This is a genomic window from Pseudarthrobacter lactosi, from assembly GCF_055412785.1.
This window is the reverse complement of the sequence record NZ_JBVAYS010000004.1, coordinates 233,370-251,511: the sequence shown is the minus strand read 5'-3', so window position 1 is coordinate 251,511 and position 18,142 is coordinate 233,370. Positions and strand designations below refer to the sequence as shown.

General features: G+C 66.2%; 17 protein-coding genes. 11 read left to right on the top strand and 6 right to left on the bottom strand.

From position 1 onward, the window contains the following. Window positions 1-4: 4 nt before the first annotated feature. Window positions 5-1,390, bottom strand: a complete 1,386-nt coding sequence (locus ACZY0Q_RS18305; protein WP_463918930.1) for an MFS transporter — start codon at window positions 1,388-1,390, stop codon at window positions 5-7. Between the two features lie 280 nt (window positions 1,391-1,670). On the opposite strand from ACZY0Q_RS18305, the gene ACZY0Q_RS18300 reads away from it, so the two are divergent. Further along, complete coding sequence (locus ACZY0Q_RS18300) at window positions 1,671-2,369, top strand: maleylpyruvate isomerase family mycothiol-dependent enzyme (RefSeq protein WP_463918928.1); 699 nt, start codon at window positions 1,671-1,673, stop codon at window positions 2,367-2,369. On the opposite strand, the gene ACZY0Q_RS18295 is transcribed toward ACZY0Q_RS18300, so the two are convergent. Continuing rightward, a complete protein-coding gene (locus ACZY0Q_RS18295; RefSeq protein WP_463918926.1) occupies window positions 2,355-2,918 on the bottom strand; it encodes a GNAT family N-acetyltransferase in 564 nt (187 codons plus the stop codon). The genes ACZY0Q_RS18300 and ACZY0Q_RS18295 overlap by 15 nt on opposite strands. Window positions 2,919-2,921: 3 nt before the next feature. Continuing rightward, window positions 2,922-4,910, bottom strand: a complete 1,989-nt coding sequence (locus tag ACZY0Q_RS18290; protein ID WP_463918925.1) for an FAD/NAD(P)-binding protein — start codon at window positions 4,908-4,910, stop codon at window positions 2,922-2,924. Window positions 4,911-5,222: 312 nt separating this feature from the next. On the opposite strand from ACZY0Q_RS18290, the gene ACZY0Q_RS18285 reads away from it, so the two are divergent. The 10 genes from ACZY0Q_RS18285 to ACZY0Q_RS18240 all read left to right on the top strand — a co-directional run bounded on the left by ACZY0Q_RS18285 (window position 5,223) and on the right by ACZY0Q_RS18240 (window position 14,787). Next, window positions 5,223-6,353 (top strand): amino acid ABC transporter permease, encoded by a 1,131-nt coding sequence (locus tag ACZY0Q_RS18285; RefSeq protein WP_463918923.1) that lies wholly within the window; start codon window positions 5,223-5,225, stop codon window positions 6,351-6,353. A gap of 98 nt (window positions 6,354-6,451) precedes the next feature. After that, window positions 6,452-7,219 carry an amino acid ABC transporter ATP-binding protein gene (locus ACZY0Q_RS18280; RefSeq protein WP_463918960.1) on the top strand — a complete coding sequence of 256 codons (768 nt, stop codon included), beginning with the start codon at window positions 6,452-6,454 and terminating at the stop codon, window positions 7,217-7,219. Window positions 7,220-7,229: 10 nt separating this feature from the next. Then, the gene (locus ACZY0Q_RS18275) at window positions 7,230-8,291 is read left to right on the top strand and encodes a transporter substrate-binding domain-containing protein (protein ID WP_463918922.1); all 1,062 of its coding nucleotides are present in this window, start codon (window positions 7,230-7,232) and stop codon (window positions 8,289-8,291) included. Then, the gene (locus ACZY0Q_RS18270; RefSeq protein ID WP_463918920.1) at window positions 8,288-9,427 is read left to right on the top strand and encodes an LLM class flavin-dependent oxidoreductase; all 1,140 of its coding nucleotides are present in this window, start codon (window positions 8,288-8,290) and stop codon (window positions 9,425-9,427) included. Before ACZY0Q_RS18275 ends, ACZY0Q_RS18270 begins: the two co-directional genes overlap by 4 nt. Further along, window positions 9,411-10,244 carry a DUF1684 domain-containing protein gene (locus tag ACZY0Q_RS18265; protein WP_463918918.1) on the top strand — a complete coding sequence of 278 codons (834 nt, stop codon included), beginning with the start codon at window positions 9,411-9,413 and terminating at the stop codon, window positions 10,242-10,244. Before ACZY0Q_RS18270 ends, ACZY0Q_RS18265 begins: the two co-directional genes overlap by 17 nt. Then, complete coding sequence (locus ACZY0Q_RS18260) at window positions 10,241-11,353, top strand: LLM class flavin-dependent oxidoreductase (protein ID WP_463918916.1); 1,113 nt, start codon at window positions 10,241-10,243, stop codon at window positions 11,351-11,353. Before ACZY0Q_RS18265 ends, ACZY0Q_RS18260 begins: the two co-directional genes overlap by 4 nt. A gap of 10 nt (window positions 11,354-11,363) precedes the next feature. Then, window positions 11,364-12,737, top strand: a complete 1,374-nt coding sequence (locus ACZY0Q_RS18255) for an NtaA/DmoA family FMN-dependent monooxygenase (protein ID WP_463918914.1) — start codon at window positions 11,364-11,366, stop codon at window positions 12,735-12,737. Beyond that, window positions 12,734-12,895 (top strand): hypothetical protein, encoded by a 162-nt coding sequence (locus ACZY0Q_RS18250; RefSeq protein ID WP_463918913.1) that lies wholly within the window; start codon window positions 12,734-12,736, stop codon window positions 12,893-12,895. Before ACZY0Q_RS18255 ends, ACZY0Q_RS18250 begins: the two co-directional genes overlap by 4 nt. A 417-nt stretch (window positions 12,896-13,312) precedes the next feature. Next, on the top strand, window positions 13,313-14,020 hold the full coding sequence (locus tag ACZY0Q_RS18245) for a hypothetical protein (protein WP_463918912.1): 708 nt from the start codon (window positions 13,313-13,315) through the stop codon (window positions 14,018-14,020). 308 nt (window positions 14,021-14,328) lie between these two features. After that, window positions 14,329-14,787, top strand: a complete 459-nt coding sequence (locus tag ACZY0Q_RS18240) for a DUF4383 domain-containing protein (protein ID WP_463918910.1) — start codon at window positions 14,329-14,331, stop codon at window positions 14,785-14,787. 576 nt (window positions 14,788-15,363) lie between these two features. Here the strand turns inward: ACZY0Q_RS18240 and ACZY0Q_RS18235 are convergent. The 3 genes from ACZY0Q_RS18235 to ACZY0Q_RS18225 all read right to left on the bottom strand — a co-directional run bounded on the left by ACZY0Q_RS18235 (window position 15,364) and on the right by ACZY0Q_RS18225 (window position 18,134). Continuing rightward, window positions 15,364-15,903, bottom strand: a complete 540-nt coding sequence (locus tag ACZY0Q_RS18235) for a hypothetical protein (protein WP_463918909.1) — start codon at window positions 15,901-15,903, stop codon at window positions 15,364-15,366. Window positions 15,904-16,395: 492 nt separating this feature from the next. After that, window positions 16,396-17,865 (bottom strand): multicopper oxidase family protein, encoded by a 1,470-nt coding sequence (locus ACZY0Q_RS18230; RefSeq protein ID WP_463918907.1) that lies wholly within the window; start codon window positions 17,863-17,865, stop codon window positions 16,396-16,398. Further along, complete coding sequence (locus ACZY0Q_RS18225; RefSeq protein WP_463918905.1) at window positions 17,862-18,134, bottom strand: SHOCT domain-containing protein; 273 nt, start codon at window positions 18,132-18,134, stop codon at window positions 17,862-17,864. Before ACZY0Q_RS18225 ends, ACZY0Q_RS18230 begins: the two co-directional genes overlap by 4 nt. Window positions 18,135-18,142: the final 8 nt, after the last annotated feature.

Below are 18,142 nucleotides of genomic sequence, written 5' to 3'. Positions count from 1 at the left end.
CGGATTACTTGAGCTGCTCGGCGGGAAGGCTGTCCCCTGTCCGGTTATTGGCGATCTCCTCGACTTTGTGCTCAACCTCTTCCAACCTGCGCTGGCGCGGCACCATAACGGTGACCAGGGCGCCGACCAAGGCCACAGCGCCGTAGAGATAGAAGGCCATGGAGCCGCCGATCCCCGCGGCGGCAAGCCACCCGCCGATGATCGGACCGAGCACACCGCCCAGCCGCCCCACGCTGGCGCACCATGCCACGCCGGCGGCCCGGGCATTGGTGGTGAAGTAATTGGACTGGAATCCGTAGATCAGTACCTGGGTTCCCAGCGTTCCCACGCCTGCGAGGGCGATGAACGCAAAAAGCAGCGGCAGGGGGAAGCCGAAGGTCATGAGTACCAGGGAAATGGTCGCCAGTACGAAGGTGGCCGCGATGACCCGCTGGGGGCCGTTCTTGTCCGCCAGCCGGGACGCGAGCAAACCGCCCGCCACCGCGCCGAGGTTCAGCGCCAGCGGGAAGAACAGCGAGTAGGTCCGCCCGTAGCCGTAGCCCTCCATGATTTTGGGCAACCACGTGTTGAGTCCGTACGTCAGCAGAAGACCGCAGAAGGACATAAGGCCCAGCAGAATGGCCGGCACGGCGAACTGGCGGGAAAATACGGCTGCGAACCCCGATTTCTGCGGCGCGGCGCCGATCTGCAGGATGACCCGCTCTTCGATCAGCGGGACGCCCGTACGCTGTGCGGCGGCCAGGGCCTCCTGTTCGCGGCCCCGGGACAGCAGCCACCGCGGTGATTCAGGGAGCTTGCGCCAGGCAATCGGCAGGAGAATGACCAGCGGCAGTGAGCCAATGATGAACAGTCCGCGCCAGCCGATGCTGTCGAGGAAAAGGATGCCCAGGATGGAGGCCAGGACACCGCCTGCCGGGATGCCCGAATACACAATTGCGTTGTAGAACTGCCGCCTTCCCGCAGGTGCGAATTCGGCCATGGTGGCGCCGGCGCTGGCGATCACTATTCCCAGGCCAAGCCCGGTCGCAAACCGCAGGGCGCCGAAGGCAGGGACGCTGGTGGCAAAGGCGGTGGCGAACATGCCGACGGAGAACCAGGCTATGCCCAGGAGCATCAGCCGGCGCCGGCCGAAAAAGTCACCGACAGCGCCGCAAGCCAGTGAGCCTACAAGTACCCCGATGAGGGCCCAGGATCCGAGAAGGCCGGCGGTGACTGCATCGAACGCTCCGATCTGGCCCGGGTCCGCGAGCAGCCCTGGCAGGACGGTGCCGTAAATGACGAGATCGTAGCCGTCAAACAGGAGGGCTGTGCAGATGATGAAGGCCACCCAGTTGGCAGTGCGCGCCTCCTTCTGTGGATTTTCGGCTAGTACGGCATGCGGCTGCGACATCTCCAAGTCCTCTCTGACTGAAGTGGAGGCCTGCGGCACCGGGAGAATCCGGGGGCCGTCCTCCGAGTGCTTCCAGCCTGACAGGGGTGTGACGCAAGCCATATGAGGGGACTCCCCGGCTTTCCGCCCGGGGGGTATTCATAGGCTGTGAGTCTCAAGCATCCGTTCTTTGGAGGTAGACCGTCGGCGGTGCTGCCCCGTCTCAGTCCAGACGATCTGGATATGGAACGGCAAGGGTGGAACGGTGGTTTGAAGACCGGGCCGTCGGTAGGCTGGCCGAATGATCAACCCCGCACGCCTTTATTCGGACCTGTCCCGCCTCGGCAGGGAAACGGACATGTTCATGGCCACCGTTGAGTCCCTGGCCGACGATGAGATGACGGTTCCCTCGCTATGCCAGGGGTGGAACCGGGCCGACGTCATTGCACACGTCGCATCCAGCGGACATGCCCTGGTGAAGCTCATCGACTGGGCAACCTCCGGGGAGGAACGTCCCCTGTACGCCTCACACGAGGCCCGCTCCCAGGAAATCGCGGCCTTGGCTGCCCTGCCGCGGCAGGAGCTCATTCGGGAAGTGCAGGAGTCCGCCCGGAACTTTGCTGAGCAGGCACAGCGGCTCAGCGGGGAACTCGCGGCCACGGAAGTGCAGGTCAGCGGCAAGGCGGTCGCCGCCACGTCCATCGTGGCGCTCCGGATTGCCGAGGTGGTGGTGCACCATCACGATCTCGACACTGCCTGGACCATCGAGGAAGCCGATCCGGATTCGCTGCTCAACGCCCTCGAAGCCGTGGTGCGGTCCCTGCGGGCCAAGGGCGTCACGGGTATGACGCTGGTGACCGAAGAGCGTGACGAATGGGTCATCGGCGACGGCGGATTGCGCGTCACGTCCGACCGCGAGGGCCTGCTCCAGTGGCTGGCACGCGGGGACGCCGAACATGTTGATATTGACGGTCCGGCGCCGGTACTACCGACCTGGTGAGCCCGGCGCCGGGAGATCCTTGGTGAACGCGAGCGACCTGATGACCTCCGGATCCTGGTCCAGGTCGAACTGCGGTTCATACCCCGAGGTCAGGTACAGGTGCTTGGCTTCGGGCTGGCGCGGACCGGTGGTCAGGAAGACGCGCCGGTAGCCCTGAAGGGCCGCCAGGGCCTCCAGCTCCGCCAGGACGAAACGGGCCAGGCCGCGGCGGCGGTGCGCCGAGTGGGTCCAGATCCGCTTGAACTCGGCTGTCTCGTTGTTGTACCGGCGGAACGCCCCGCCGGCTATGGACTCGCCGTTTTCCTGGACCACCAGGAGCGCACCGCCCGGGCCCGTGAATTCCGACGCCGGGTAGCGGTTGAGTTCGTCGGCGGCGGCTCCGCGGCCAAAGAGGTCGCCGTAGCGGGAGTCGTATTCCACGGCCAGTTCATCAAGGAGCGGGCGGACCCGCGGATCGTGCATGGGAAGGTTCAGGACGGTCAGCGCGGACCGGTTCAGTGCTGCCCGCTTCCGTGCAGCCGGGCTGGCGATGCTGGTTGTTACGTTCATTCTTCAGGTCCTTCCAACGGCGGCGGGTTCGGCAGGTAAGGCCGGGCCGGATGTGCGGGAGGAGGTTGTGCGGGCCGAATCCAGGTCCGCCGCGACCCGCAGGACAGTCCTTGCCAGGGCGTCGTTCTCGCGGAACGGGGCGGCATTGGTGCGGGGCCGGGCAAAAGCGCCGGCGCCCCAGCCGGACGTTCCTGGCCCCACGCCGAAGAGCCGCCCGCCCGCCCGGCCGTGCCCGTCCAGCAACTCGTGCCGGTCCGAGACGAGCAGCTTCCCGGTGGAGTGGATGCCGTCCGCCGTGAGCAGCTGCTGTTCGCTTCCCAGCCCGGACAGGTGCAGCGACGCCAGCACCGGGTTGAGCGAGCGGGCCACCGATGTGGCCGGCAGACGTGCTTCGATGAACGCTGCGGTCCGGACGGTGAAACCTGCCTGCGGGGACGTGGCCACAAACTCGCCGGTGGACTCGTCCGCCGTGACACTCAGGCCGGGGCCCAGGAACCGCAGCAGCCCGGCCCGGTGCAGGGCCAGCAACTCGCGCAGCCGTCGGGGCGGCGGCCCGGAGTCCACAAAGCTGAAGAATCCGTGCCACCAGCCGTGGACGGTCTGCTGGGACCGGGCGTTGAGCCGCTCGGCCGGGACCAGCCGGCCCAGGTCCATGTACACCTTCAGCAGCGCCACAAAGAGGGCCAGCGTCTCCGGGTGGTCGGGGCTGTCGCGGAGGGCGAGATCCCGTTCGATGTAGTCCGCCACCGCCTCCTGGACGTTGGCGGTTCCGCCAAACAACGCCCCGGCGAGGGGCCGGTCCAGGGCTTCGAAGTCCAGGCGCAGGCCGGGGTCCGGGACGGATGCTGCCACCAGTTCCTCCCGTGCTGTGCTGTACCAGTCGAGCTTGGCGAAGCGGCCACAAAACTCCGGCCAGCCGGCACTCACGCGGTCCGGGCTGCCGGTGAACAGCTCCCGGTAGTACCCATACCCGGCTTCCTTGGCAATCAGGGGCCATAGATGGTCCTGGAAATCGAGCTCGGCATGACGCGCCAGCAGCGCGTCCACCGCTGCGGCCGTGAAGAAGGCCAGGCCGCCGGGAGTCTCGCCGCGCAGGGCCGCGGAAATCTTGGAGTGGTAGGGCACCCCGCGCCGGGACCCCGCCCACACCCGCGGCTCCCTGCCGGACGCCCGGTACCGCAGGCCGCCGTCGGGTGTTTCCTCGAACCTGCCGCCGCGTCCTTCCATCAGCAGCACCATCAGGTCCACAAACGCCAGGCCCATTCCGGCAACGATGACGTCCTGGCCGGGGGCAAGGGCTGAATAGTCGACGTCGGTGGTGTAGCTGGGTGCCGCATGGAAGGCGCCGTGCCGGGCGGCGAAGCCGGACCAGCCGGCGGACGCGGCGTCCGGCTGGGAGTCCGTGTGGCCAAGTGTGGTGACCACGACGTCGGCCCGCAACGTCCCGCCGTTGGCCAGCCGCACGAGGTGCGCGCCGGCGTCGTCCGCGGTTGTGGCGGAGAAGCCGCCGGCACGCTCGATGGCCACGGCGGTGGTGCGGTGGACGGTGACCGTTCCGCCGAGTTTCGCAACAGCCCGGCGGAAGAACCACTCGAGGTACTGGCTGTGGAGTTGGCGGGTGGGGAAGGTGGCGCCGGTGAGGGCGCGCAGCTGCTCCCGGATGGCAACGGGAAAATCCGGCACGTCCGTGATGGACCCGTCGAGGACGCCGGTGGCCCATCCGGCGAGCCCCGGCCCGTCGATGGCGGGGCCTTCGCACGCCACGGAGGAGTCAGTGAACATGGTGACGTCCGCGGCGGCCGAGTTGAGCATCAGGCCGGGGTGCTGGTCGTAGCGCCAGATCCGGCCCGAACCCGGCTCATACGGTTCAACCACGTGGACGTCCAGCGGGCCAGGGAAAAGCTCGTCCCGGTTGGCGGCCAGCCGCTCCAGCACGCCTGCCGCCCGCGGACCGCCGCCGATGAAGACAACCGAGGGGGCGTTCGCTGGCATGGTGACTCCTGATCGGGTCGGCTGAAGTGGACGGTGCGGGACCGCCTGGACGGGTGGCTGAGTGCCCATGCTAGGCAGCGTTGACAGCGGCGGTCGACGGGCCGGTAATGCCGGTTAACTCCGCGTCACGCCGCGTCAAAAGCCGCAAGAAACCGACTCATGACGCCGTGCGAAGCCGGGTGAAGTTATGCAACCTGCCGCCTTGCTGCCCCTTTCGCAGGCGCCCTAGATTTGCAGCCAGCAGCCCGGAGCAACACGGTGCCGCAACGTAATCCTGATGCATAGGAATCCAGTGAAGAAGCGAGGTGGCGCATGAGTTCAGCAGTAACCAAAGTGGCCCAGCCGGCAGAGTCGGATGAGGCAGCACGGCAGGCCTCCGAACCGGCGTCCACCGGGGCGGTATCCTCTGGCCCGGGAACGCCTGCTTCCGGAACTTCCGGTCCGGGAACGCCTGCTTCCGGAACTTCCGGTCCGGGGACCTCCGGCCCGTCCGGACCCAATCCCGGATCCCGTGGGCCGGCCACCGACTACTCCGGGTTCCCGCTGGTGGCCGCGAAGCATCCGTGGCGCTGGGTGGGGACGGCAGCTGTAGCCCTCGGCATTGTTGCCATCGCGTGGTCGCTGGCCACCAATCCGCGCTGGGAGTGGGGCGTGGTGGCGCAGTGGTTCACCGCCCAGTCCGTAGTCAACGGCCTTCTGGAGACGCTCAAGCTGACGGCCATCTCCGGCCTGCTGGGGTTTGTCCTGGGCTTCATCCTCGCCCTGATGCGGCTGGCCGCCTCGCCGCTGCTGGTCTCCGTCTCCTGGACGTTCTCCTGGATCTTCCGCTCCACCCCGCTGCTGGTGCAGATGCTGCTCTGGTACAACCTGGGCTACCTGTACGAGAAGATCAGCCTGGGGATCCCGTTCACGGATGTCCGCTTCTTCGAGGTGCAGACCACCACACTGATCAGCCAGTTTGCGGCAGCAGTGTTGGGGCTGACCCTGAACCAGGCTGCCTACTCGGCGGAAATCATCCGCGGCGGCATCCTGTCCGTGGACCAGGGGCAGCTCGAAGCAGCCGCCGCACTGGGCATTCCCGCGTGGCGCCGGTCCACCCGGATCGTCCTGCCGCAGGCCATGCGGGCCATCCTGCCCACGGCGTTCAACGAGATCATCGGCCTGGTCAAGGGCACCTCCATTGTCTACGTCCTGGCCTACTCCGAGCTGTTCTACACCGTGCAGGTCATCTACAACCGCACGCAGCAGGTCCTGCCGCTGCTCCTGGTGGCCACCCTCTGGTACGTGGTGATCACCTCCGTCCTGAGCGTCTTCCAGTACTACATCGAACGGCACTACTCCAAGGGCGCCCTGCGGACCCTGCCGCTGACGCCGCTCCAGAAGGCCCGCAAATTCTTCGCCACCCACGCCGAGGCAACCAACCGCGCAAGGAGCCCCCGTTGAGCACCGCTATTGAGGACCAGACCTCCGCCGCTGCACCCAAGGCTGCACCCAACGCTGCGCTCAACGCTGCACCCGCCGCTGCGCCCACCCGCGGCCTCGTGGAAATCACCAAAGTCCGGAAATCCTTCGGCGCCACGGAGGTCCTCAAAGGCATCACCCTGACCGTTGAGCCCGGCGGCGTAGCCGTGATCGTGGGCCCGTCCGGTTCCGGCAAGTCCACCCTGCTGCGCACCATCAACCACCTCGAAAAGGTGGACGGCGGACATATCGCCATCGACGGAAAGCTGGTGGGCCACGAGGTCCGGGGCAAGCGCCTGCACGAGCTTCGCGAGAAGACGATCCTGAAGCAGCGCACCGAGATCGGCATGGTGTTCCAGAATTTCAACCTCTTTCCGCACCTCACCGCGCTGGAGAACGTGGCCGAGGCCCCCGTCGTGGCGCAGGGCCGGTCCAAGGAGGAAGCCAGCCGCCGCGGCCTGGAACTCCTGGACCGCGTAGGCCTCAAGGACCGTGCTGGCGCGTACCCCCGGCAGCTGTCGGGCGGCCAGCAGCAGCGCGTGGCCATTGCGCGTGCGCTGGCCCTGAACCCGAAAATCCTGCTGTTCGACGAGCCCACCTCCGCCCTGGATCCGGAGCTGGTGAACGAGGTCCTCGATGTTATCCGGGAACTGGCGAAGTCCGGTACCACGCTGATCATCGTGACCCATGAGATGGGGTTCGCCCGCGACGTGGCGGACACCGTGGTGTTTATGGACGAGGGCCAGATCGTGGAACAGGGCAGTCCGGAACAGATTTTCACCAACCCGCAGGAACCACGCACCCGGAGCTTCTTCTCCAAAGTGCTCGAGCCGGCTTTCAACATCTAAGGAACTTCCCATGGCTTTTTTCACAGACCTTAGCCGCCGCGGTGTCCGGGTGCGCTCCCTGGTGGCGCTGCCCGCCGTCGTACTTCTTGGCACCGCAGCACTGTCCGCCTGCTCGGATCCCGGTGCCTCCGCTTCCGGGGTGTCCACTGAGGCGTCGACGACGGCGGCCCGCAACGGTGTTGTGTACAACACCTCACCGGACCAGCAGCGGGTCCGGGCAGAGAAGGATGCGGCGCTCGCGGCCAAGGTCCGTGAGCTGATCGGCAAGGACGGCAAGCTGACGGTGGCCACTACGGCGGGGTCCATCCCGCTGACCTTCCACGCCACGGATGACAAAACACCCATTGGTGTGGAGTTGGACCTCGCCCAACTGGTGGCCGACAAGCTGGGGCTGGAACTCGACGTTCAGGTGACGTCCTGGGAGAACTGGCCGCTGAAGACCCAGTCCGGCGACTTCGAAGCGGTGTTCTCCAACGTTGGCGTCAACAAGGACCGTGTGAAGCTGTTCGACTTCGCCACGTACCGGGCGGCGTTTATGGGCTTCGAGGCCAAGAAGTCCGCCACCTACGACATCAAGGGCGCGGATGACATCTCCGGCCTGAAGATCTCCGTGGGCTCGGGCACCAACCAGGAAAAGATCCTGCTGGCGTGGAATGCGGAGCTCGAGGGCAAGGGCAAGGCGCCGGCCGTCCTGCAGTACTACTCCTCGGACGCGGACACCATCCTGGCGCTCTCCTCCGGCCGGACGGACCTGAACATCGCCCCGTACCCGTCCACGGTGTACCGCGAAAACACCCGCGAGGACCTGAAGATCGTGGGCAAAGTCAACGCCGGCTGGCCCTCCGAAACGCTGGTGGCAGCCACCACGCTCAAGGGCAACGGCCTCGCGCCCGTGCTCACGGAGGCGTTGAACTCCGCCATCAAGGACGGTTCCTACGCCGAAGTCCTGGAACGCTGGGGGCTCTCCGAGGAGGCCCTGCCGGAATCCAAGACCATCAATGAGGCCAACTTCGGGACTGCCCAGGCCGGAGCAACCCAGACCGGAGCTGCACAATCTGGAAAAACACAGTGAAGTTCCAGGTCCTGGACATCATCCCGCACCTCGAGAATCCCGTGACCGGTGAGATTGTCTCCACGGCGGACCGGCTCAACCAGGTGGTGGAAACGGCGCGGCGGGCGGAGGAGCTCGGCTTCGACAGCTTCTCGGTGGGGGAGCGGCATGCCGGTGAGTTCATTTCCTCTTCGCCCAACACGGTCCTGGCGGCCATTGCCGCGGTCACTGACCGGATCCGGCTGCAGAGCGGCGTCACGGTCCTGGCTGTGCTGGATCCCGTGCGGGTTGCCGAGGACTACGCCACGATCGACCAGCTGAGCCGCGGCCGGCTGGAACTGGTGATCGGCAAGGGCAACGAAGTCCTGCAGTACCCGCTTTTTGGGCTTGATCTCGCAGACCAGTGGGACCTGTTGGCCGAGAAGTACGGGCTGCTGCGGCGGCTCTGGCGCGAGGAAGGCGTCACCTGGTCCGGCCGGTTCCGGGCACCGCTGACGGACCCGACCACCACAACGCCGCGGCCATTCGACGGACCGCCCCGGATTTGGCACGGGTCTGCTACAACGCTGACGTCGGCCGCACTGGCCGCGAAATGGGGCGACCCGCTGTTTACCGCCAACGCCATCCAGCCGCGGGAAAACTACCAGGTGCTCATCGATCACTACCGTGCAGAGTACGAGCGTCACGGCCACGACCCGAAGCAGCAGTACCTGGGTTCGGGCAGCGGCGCCGGCGGCGTGTTCATTGCGGACACCACCAAGGAAGCAATCCGCCAGTTCGGCCCGGTGTACGAGGCGCTGACGGCCAACCGTAACGTGCCCGGGAACAACTCGCCGTTCCGCGATATCCAGCACGCAGTCGCCGAAGGGCCCGCGCTCGTGGGCAGCCCGGACCAGGTGATCGACAAGATCCTCAGCTACCACTCGCTGTACGGCCACGACCTGCAGTCGATCTCCCTCCCCACCACGCTGCCGTTCGGACAGCAGCTCGACATCCTGGAACGGTTCGCGCTGGAGATCATCCCCGCCGTCCGTGCCGCCGCCCCCACCACCCTGTGGGAGGCCGAGGACCCCTACGGCAGCCGACCCGAATCCGTCTTTCCCCGCACCGGCGCCACCGACAACACGAGCAGGAGCACCCATGCCTACGCACACTGACACCGCCTTTGAATCCTTCGAAGCTGACTGGCAGGACTGGCACGCTTCCCATGAGCGCCACCGCGCGCATCCGCACGGCTTCCTGGCGGTGACCCACCTGCACTGGCTGGGCAGCGAAGCCACCCGGCTGGAAGGCGCCCCGGGCACCTGGAGTGCGGATGCCGACGTCGTCCGCGTTGTCCTGGAGCCGGGCGAAAGCCTGCAGCGTGACGGCAAGGAACTGAACGGCGCGTCCGGGACCACGCTGGAGTTCGGGCCCATCGAGGAGCGCGGCGGCATCAACCTGGCCTCCGGAGACACTGTCATCGAGGTGGCCAAACGCGGCGGCGAGTACATTGTCCGGCCGCGGAACCCGGAGAACGGGCTCCTGCGCGAGTACCAGGGCACGCCCGCATACTCACCGAATGCCGCGTACGCCGTCCGCGGAACCTATGTGCCGTTCGAGGTGCCGCGGCCCACCACGGTGGGCGCCGCCGTCGAAGGCATCCAGCATGTCTACGAGGCACTGGGCGAGATCCGCTTCAAGCTGGCCGGCCAGGAGCTGGCGCTGACCGCGGTCAACGGTCATGCCTCCGGCACGCTGTCCGTGCTCTTTACCGACGCGACCTCCGGCACAACAACCTATGCGGCCAACCGCTCACTGTCGGTGGTCCCTGCTGCGGACGGGTCCGTGGAGCTGGACTTCAACCGCGCCGTGAACCTGCCCTGCGCCTACACCGACCTCGCCACCTGCCCGCTGCCGCCGGCAGAAAACCGGCTGCCCGTGGCCATCGAGGCCGGCGAAAAGATCCCCTACGAACGTCAGGACCAGCCGTGAGCACATCAGAGCACACCACCAAGGCGGGACGCGCCGGATTCCTGGCCATCGAGCTCGACGGAGCCGGATGGGACGGCGGGGACTTCGCCAGCCTCGCCCAAGCCGTCCTCGCCGCCGAATCCGCGGGTTTCCACGCTGCCACCTTCACCGACGCGCCCGTTCCGGGCCGGACCAACGCCCTGCAGCGCGCAGCCTACGCCGGGCCGGTAACCCGGACCATCGCCCTGGTTCCAGAAGTGGACACGGTGCACACCGAACCGTTCCACGTCTCCACCCAGCTCGCGAGCCTGGACTACGTCTCCGGCGGCCGGGCCGGGTGGATCGCAACTGCAGCGGAATCACCGGAGGCGGCAGCCGCCGTCGGGCGCAGCAACGTCACCGGCGCCGCGCTAGCACAGGAAGCCGCCGCATCGATCGAGGTTTCCCGCCGGCTGTGGGACTCCTGGGAGGACGACGCCGTGATCCGCGACGTCGCCACCGGCCGGTACATCGACGTGGACAAGCTGCACTATGCGGACTTTGAAACATCGGCGGATTTTGCCGGGCCGGCTTTTTCGGTCAAGGGGCCGTCCATCATTCCCAGGCCGTTGCAGGGGCAGTTGCCGGTGCTTGCTGCCGCGTCGCTGGTGGGCGAGGGACAGGTTCCTGCGGACGGTGTTGACGCCGTGTTGGTCACCGCGCCGACGCCCGAACTGCTTGCCGCCGAAATCCGGGATGTTCGAAGCCGGCTGGGAGAGTCGGTGGCGGTCATCGCCGAGCTCGACGTGGTCCTGGACTCCCGCGGGCAGGCGGCGGCTGAGCGTTTGGTCGGTTCCGGTTCGGGTTCCGGTTCGGCTGCCGACGGCGGCCGCGCGCGGTACGCAGGCACGGCTGCCGGTCTGGCGGACCTGCTGGAGTCCCTCCTGGTGGAGGCCGACGGCGTCCGCCTGCACCCGGCGTCGTTCGCCCTGGAACTGGACGAACTTTCACGGCTGGTCCTGCCGGAACTACGGCGCCGCGGCGCACTGCGTGCCCCCGTCCTTGACGGCACGTTCCGGGACCTGCTGGGACTTGAGCGTCCGGCCAGCCGCTACGCAGACTCATCCGCGGCCATTGCCGCCGGAAACTAAGGGGAAGACCATGACACAGCACGGCCGTGCTAAATCCGACGTTTTTGTGCCGACAGGCAAGCTGCAGTTCGGCGTCTTTTTCCAGGGCGTCAACTCCGGAACCATCTGGAAGGCAGCCGAATCCGGTTCGCAGACCGACTTCGAATCGTTCCGCCGTCTAGCGCAAACGGCCGAGAGGGGGCTGTTCGCCGCGTTCTTCCTTGGCGAAGGCCTCCGCCTGCGGGAACACCTCGGCGGGCCGCACGCGCTGGACGTGGTGGGCCGGCCGGACGCGCAGACCATGCTCGCGGCGCTGGCTTCCGTGACCACCAACATCGGCCTGGTGGCCACCCAGAACACCACGTACAACGACCCCGCTGACCTGGCACACCGGCTCGCGTCACTGGACCTGATCTCCGGTGGCCGTGCCGCGTGGAACATCGTGACCACGGACAACGCCTGGACCGGTGCCAACTTCCGGCGCGGGGGATACCTGGACCACGCCGACCGTTACAGGCATGCCGAAGCGTTTGTGGAGACGGCTAAGCGCATCTGGGATTCCTGGGAAACTGAGGAGGGACTCGCGGGCCGTGTGCTCCATGAAGGGCAGCACTACACGGTGGACGTGACTCCCCGGCTGCCTCGAAGCGCGCAGTACCGGCCCGTGCTGTTCCAGGCGGGCGACTCCCCGGAAGGGCGCGACTTTGCTGCCCGCCAGGCGGATGTTATCTTTTCGGCCCACCCGAAGTTTGATGCTGCCGTCGAGTTCCGCAAGGACCTCGTGGCACGCTCGCTGAACGCGGGCCGCGGAGCCAATGCGGTCCAGATCATGCCGGCCAGCGAATTCATCCTGGCACCCACGGCTGACGAGGCTGCGGCGAAGAAGGAATGGGTGCGCAGCCTGCAAATCGGGCCGCAGCAGGCCGTGGCGTACCTGGAGCAGTTTTGGGGCCGCGAGCTGTCGGCATACGATCCGGACGGGCCGCTCCCGAAGATTGATCCTGTGGTGGAGGAAACCTCCGAGACCCGCGGCAGCGGCTTCCACGGCGCCAAAGCCCGTCAGCTGGCGGACCAGTGGCGAGCAGAGGCCAAGGACAAGGGCCTCTCCATCCGCCAGTTCGTCACCTCCCGCACAGCCCGCGTGGACGCCACCTTCACAGGCTCGTACTCCGCGGTGGCGGACCAGCTGGCTGAGTATGCACGGGTTGGCGCGGTGGACGGCTTCAACATCTCGCCGTGGCTGATCCCGTCCGGCCTGGATGACATCGTGAACCACCTGGTGCCGGAATTGCAGGAACGCGGCGTTTACCCCACGGAGTACCAGGGCAGCACCCTACGTGAAAACCTGGGCCTGGCAACTCCCGTTCGTTCGGTTGGAGCGGCTGAGGCGGTCCGCGCTTTATGAGCGCGGACCGCCCCGGCGGGTGGCTGCTGTGTCTGTTGGGGACAGTGGGCTGCCGTTACCTCGGGGTGTTCGACGGCGGCGGCGCCGGGGACGCTGCCGCCGTGCCTTCCCAGGGGAGTGCGCAGCTGCAACTGACGGTTTGGGAGCAGCGGCTGTAAGAGTTTGTGGCGTGGCTTCCAGCGGGAGCGCCAACTGAAGGCGAGGCACTTCTACCCGGGTCCCGGTAGCCAAAATGTGTCAGTTTGAAATCTGGGACTGGCACAAAGGGGTGTTCAAAACACGCGGAAGGGACTCTACCCTGACATCTTTTAGACCCCAGTCTGACGTCGGATTGGGGTGTACTCCAGCTTGACCTGGTCTGACTGCAAAAATCACCGACCAGTGCAGCCATGTTTTCGGTGAGGTCGCGGTTTCCTAGAGAAGTCGTGAAATGGAAGCATTTGGGCTACAAGCACCCTGTCGGCTCCGTCGATAGCGGTATCCCATGCTGCTTACGCCAATCCGTAGCCTTGTGTGTTCCGAATCACAGTAGACCAGCGGGATCTCCTCACTGGCCTGTGACCGAGGAGTGAATTGTGAATCGGAAATCTGTAGCGGCCCTTGGGGCCTCAGCCGTCGCGTTGCTAGCTGCCACCACTTTGGCGGTGGGGCCTGCCCAGGCCCACAGTTCAAAATCAGAGGAAGAGAAAACCGTCATCCTGACCGCCGAGCTGAGACAGCTCAACGGCTCCGGAGCTTCGGGCACTGCAAAAGCCGTCGTCAAGGGCGAAACGATCAAGCACATTGAGGTGCACGCCAGGGGTCTGACGCCCGATGCCCCGCACGCCCAGCACATCCACTACGGCGAGCAGGCCATGAATGAGTGCCCCACGCTCAAGTTCGATGCTAATAAAGACGGGCGCCTGAACACCGTCGAGGGCGTTCCCGCTTACGGTCCGGTCGTCGTGTCCCTGAATACCAGCGGCGATACCACCCCTGCCAGCTTCTTGGACGTCACGCGCTTCCCGGTCTCCAAGGACGGCCGCTACAACTACAGCCGCAGTAACATCGACTTCACCGATGTGGCAGGCACGGGCTACCCCGGAAACGGCGGCACAGGCACGGCCAAGCAGATCGCCGAGGCCATCCGCGACGGTGAGGGCGTCCTGGTCATTCACGGACTGGATTACGACGAAAACGGCACCTACAACTTCAGTAATCCTGAAGGTGCCAGCGAACTGAACAAGGACCTCCCGGCAGAGGCCACCGACCCGGCAGTCTGCGGCGTCCTCGAACGCCGCTAACCCGCCCCGCGGGGCGACCTGGCACAGTGGCCCAGTGCAGGGGCCTTGGTGCGTCCAAAGTTGACTCCGATGGTCCGCCCTACCGCGTGAGGGGCGGGCCATCAGCATGTCCGGACGTTGCGGGCACGGCGCCGGAATCTGAATGGTGAGGTGCCGGCGTACGGCCATCCGCCACCTGGCCGGGTCCGAATATCAGGTACAAGCTGTTCCGGCCGCCTGGCCGGCTGCAGCAAGCTGCAGGGCGCAGAGGCTGGTTCGCCGGTTTCCAAATGCAGTGCCGTATATCCAACGATCCCAGGGAGCTCCTCATGAAATCGACGCACAACACCCGCACCGCGGGGCGGACAAACGTACAAAAGGCAGCACTCGCCGTCGGCGCGGTGTTCCTCCTGGTAGGCATCCTCGGATTTGTCCCCGGCGTCACCAGCCAATACGACCAGCTACAGTTCGCGGGGCACCACTCCGGGGCACTGCTGCTCGGCCTGTTCCAGGTCTCGGTACTGCACAACATCGTCCACCTTCTCTTCGGCGTCGCCGGTGTTGCCCTGGCCCGGACCTCAGCAGGATCCCGCTCCTACCTGCTCGTCGGCGGCGCCATCTACCTTGTCCTCTGGATCTATGGACTGGTTGTCGACCAGGAATCAGCCGGGAACTTCGTGCCGCTGAACGGATACGACAACTGGCTCCACCTCCTGCTGGGCGTCGGCATGATCGCGCTGGCACTGATTCTCGCCAAGGACCGCACTAAGACACGGACACACGCGTAGGCCCCAAAGAAGAAGTGCCCAGCGGGCCCGACAGGCGGGAGAACCGGAAAGTTCCCGAGCGGATCCACACAGAGCCTAGGACCTGGACGAAGTCGGACGGCAGGGAAGCCAGACTTGGCCCAGGCTTAGGCATCCTGCGGTCCTGTGTTGTCGCGTCAATAAATGACCCTTCAGTTTCGTCTCCAGACGGCCTCGGTCCGGGAACACGCACGAGCGTATCCAGCTCCAGTACCTGCCACCCACCGAGACCTGGCCGAGACACCGGGCCCGGCCAGGTCTCGGCTGGTCGCCACCGCGCCGAGCTCCTGAGGATCGTGGTTGCGGGACTCAATAGAGCAGCCGGACTATCTTCGCTGAAGCGTGCAGGAGTCCGTGAAGCTATAGCCTCAGCTGGAACGAACCTGACGGCCACCTTCTCCGCCGAGGCAATAACATCCAGCGTCCCGTATGGACACCCGGGACGGAAACAGCGCTGATCCTGTCGGCCAGACGGGCAATGGGAGCTTTTCCTGACAAAAGCCAGTGCTTCAGACCTGCGGCCGCTGGGTCTCGACAGGTTCGACCGCCAGTAGGGTGTTACCTCCTCGGGCAGCTCAAATCCGGGTTATAGGATGCGAACATGCCGTCCGGGTTGTCTCGCCATACCCACGCGTGCAGCGCGTAGGAGCCCTCGAATGGCCCCTTCTCGAAGTCGACGCCGGCAATCGAAGGCCGTTCGGCCGCCGTCGATATAAACTCAACGGCTACCAGCTTGTACCGGCCGCGCTCATTCGGCATGTACACGAGAACCTCAGGTTTTCGGGCCTGGGTCTTGTCATCGATCAGTTTCTGCTTCGCATAGTGGAAACCCATTGCCCCCACGCCGGGCTTCTCCACGCAGTCAGTGATTCTCTGATAGCCGTCCGCCTCCGCGTTCTCCAGCCAGCGATAGTCGTCGGTAGCGTCGCGCAGGATCCTGACCAGCCGGCGCTGGTCATCATTGTTCCGCCAGTCGTCGCCGTGGTCCGAGCCCCCGCGCCCTGATCCTCCATGGGCGACCGCAGTTCCGGGAGCAAGTCCCATGGCTAGTACTGCAGCAGTGGCCATCGACAGTAGCCCCGTCTTGGTGCGATTCATCGTTGATCTTCTACCCCTCTGAGACCAATATCTTCTTTTTAGGGATGCGAAGCGTGGGAAGAGAGTCCCACCTTCGCGAGGATGCCGGCAGATTTCCCCGGGAACTACCGGTGAATGAGCCGCTCGAACGGCTAATCGTCCATCGACTTGAGCGGTGTTTCCAGTATGCTCCTACTCCAAAACGCGGCGCTACGCTACGGGCGGGTAATAGGGGGCCGCGTGGGAAGACTCGGAGGAAATCTTGTTGTGGTGCCAGTTGCTGCTGCGGGCTCACGTGCCCGTTTGCCCGTCTGGGCAGCGCGGGCGCGGTTGCGGGCGATGTCCGGGGAGTGCGGTGCCTGCGACGCCGAGGTAACCGGCTGCTTCGTTCAGCCCCATGCCCGTGCCGGTTTCGATTCTGAACGCACCCGCACCGGCCCGTCCCGGAGCGCCGCACCGGGGTTGCAGAGCCATCGGTTGCAGTGATGGGGTTTCTCCGCGGTCGCTGGCCGGTCAGCGGGCTTGGACGGTGGCCATCATGCCTTGGTCTTCGTGGTCGAGGATGTGGCAGTGGATCACGGTGCGGCCGGCGAAGTCGTCGAAGGCTACCCGGACTTTCACCTGGCTGCGGGCGGGGACGTTGACCACATCCTGCCATTTGGGCCCTGTCACGTCGCGGTCGCTGTCCTGGACGATCTGCATGGGCCACACATGCAGGTGGATGGGGTGGTCCATGGGGCTGGAGTTGGTCAGGGTCCACTCCTCCACGGTCCCGGCGGCGGCGGTCTCGTCGATTCGTTCGGGGTCGAACTCCCGTCCGTTGATGGTGAAGGCCATCATGGCGCCCTGTCCGTTGCCCATTCCCCCGCCCATGTTCCCATTCATGCCCATGGCGAAGTTCAGGGTGCGGGCGGCGGTGACCGGTTCGTTCCGTAGATCGCGCAGGGGCCGGCCCTCGGGCACGGGCCCGGGGACGGTGCCCGCCCTTCCAGAGACGGCCAGGGTAAGCAGTTCGACCGGTCCGCCACCGGATTCGTTGTCGCCCCTCATGGCGTTCATGCTGCCGCGGTCCACAGGGGCAGCGGTGAGCGCGGCGGACCCGTCGCGGGTTTCCACGATCAGCTCTACCCGGTTGCCGGGGGCGAGAACCACTTCGGTGACGTCCTCTGGGACCGGCAGGCGCCCGAGGTCCCTGCTGAGCAGCCGGACCTGCTGTCCGTCAAGTGCCAGGCGCAGGTACCGGGAGGGGCAGGCGTTGATGATCCGCCACCGCTCCCGTTCTCCGGGCGCGGCGCGCAGTTGCGGGCGGAGTTGCCCATTGACAAGGACGATCTCTCCCTCACGTCCCATCATCTGCTGAATCTGGTCCATCTCGGCGAGATTGCCGGCAGCGTCCAGGGACAGGTCGGAGACCACCAGCACCCGCTCCCGGGAAACCGGAACCGGGTCGGGGTCCTCCACCACGATGGCCCCGTAGAGGCCAGCGGCGACCTGGTCGGCGGCATGCCCGTGGCGGTGCGGGTGGTACCAGTAGGTACCAGGCGGGTGGTCCCCGCGCAGGGTGAACTCGTAGTCGAAGGACCCGCCCGGGTCAATGCTTACGAACGGGTTGTCGCTGTTGCCCTGTGGGGAGACGTGCAGTCCGTGCACGTGCAGGTTCGTGGGAGCCTGCAGCCCGTTGCGCAGTGTGACCCGGATCGTGTCGCCCGCGCGGACCCGCAGGGTCGGACCGGGCAGTGAGCCGTTGAACGCCTGGACGGAGGCATCCCGCCCGCCGACCCGGACCCGTGCCGGCGCAGCGGTCAGGTCCAGCTCCAGCACCCGGTCGCGGCTGGCCAGCACCTGGGGTTCGGTCAGGTCCTCACCCCCGGTGTATCCGGGTCCGTTGCCGGTGGTCAGCCACAGCCCGGCGCCGCCGGCAGCCGTAGCGCCGGCCCCGACCGCACCCAGTGCCAGCAGCTGGCGGCGTGTCAGCGGCCTCACCGGCCGTCCTCCTCCAGTATCCGTCGCCGTTCCTGGTATTCCTCGTTGCTGATCTCCCCGCGGGCGTAACGCTCCTCAAGGATCTCCCGGGCCCTGGCAGGGCCCGCACCCGTGCGTGGTGGTCCCTGCCCATCGGTGGGCGCGTTACCGCCGGCGTTGCGGGTGAAGGCTTTGACCAGCACCACGGCGAGCGTGACCCCGCCCGCGATCAGCAGAAGCCAGAAGATCCATGCAAGCCCCATCCCGCCCATATCAAAGCCGTTCATCATGAAGGGTT

Bases quoted from the DNA above. Each gene is read 5' to 3' on its own strand.
- ACZY0Q_RS18305 (WP_463918930.1), bottom strand. From the start codon at position 1,390: ATGTCGCAGCCGCATGCCGTACTAGCCGAAAATCCACAGAAGGAGGCG.
- ACZY0Q_RS18300 (WP_463918928.1), top strand. From the start codon at position 1,671: ATGATCAACCCCGCACGCCTTTATTCGGACCTGTCCCGCCTCGGCAGG.
- ACZY0Q_RS18295 (WP_463918926.1), bottom strand. From the start codon at position 2,918: ATGAACGTAACAACCAGCATCGCCAGCCCGGCTGCACGGAAGCGGGCA.
- ACZY0Q_RS18290 (WP_463918925.1), bottom strand. From the start codon at position 4,910: ATGCCAGCGAACGCCCCCTCGGTTGTCTTCATCGGCGGCGGTCCGCGG.
- ACZY0Q_RS18285 (WP_463918923.1), top strand. From the start codon at position 5,223: ATGAGTTCAGCAGTAACCAAAGTGGCCCAGCCGGCAGAGTCGGATGAG.
- ACZY0Q_RS18275 (WP_463918922.1), top strand. From the start codon at position 7,230: ATGGCTTTTTTCACAGACCTTAGCCGCCGCGGTGTCCGGGTGCGCTCC.
- ACZY0Q_RS18265 (WP_463918918.1), top strand. From the start codon at position 9,411: ATGCCTACGCACACTGACACCGCCTTTGAATCCTTCGAAGCTGACTGG.
- ACZY0Q_RS18255 (WP_463918914.1), top strand. From the start codon at position 11,364: ATGACACAGCACGGCCGTGCTAAATCCGACGTTTTTGTGCCGACAGGC.
- ACZY0Q_RS18250 (WP_463918913.1), top strand. From the start codon at position 12,734: ATGAGCGCGGACCGCCCCGGCGGGTGGCTGCTGTGTCTGTTGGGGACA.
- ACZY0Q_RS18240 (WP_463918910.1), top strand. From the start codon at position 14,329: ATGAAATCGACGCACAACACCCGCACCGCGGGGCGGACAAACGTACAA.
- ACZY0Q_RS18235 (WP_463918909.1), bottom strand. From the start codon at position 15,903: ATGAATCGCACCAAGACGGGGCTACTGTCGATGGCCACTGCTGCAGTA.
- ACZY0Q_RS18225 (WP_463918905.1), bottom strand. From the start codon at position 18,134: ATGATGAACGGCTTTGATATGGGCGGGATGGGGCTTGCATGGATCTTC.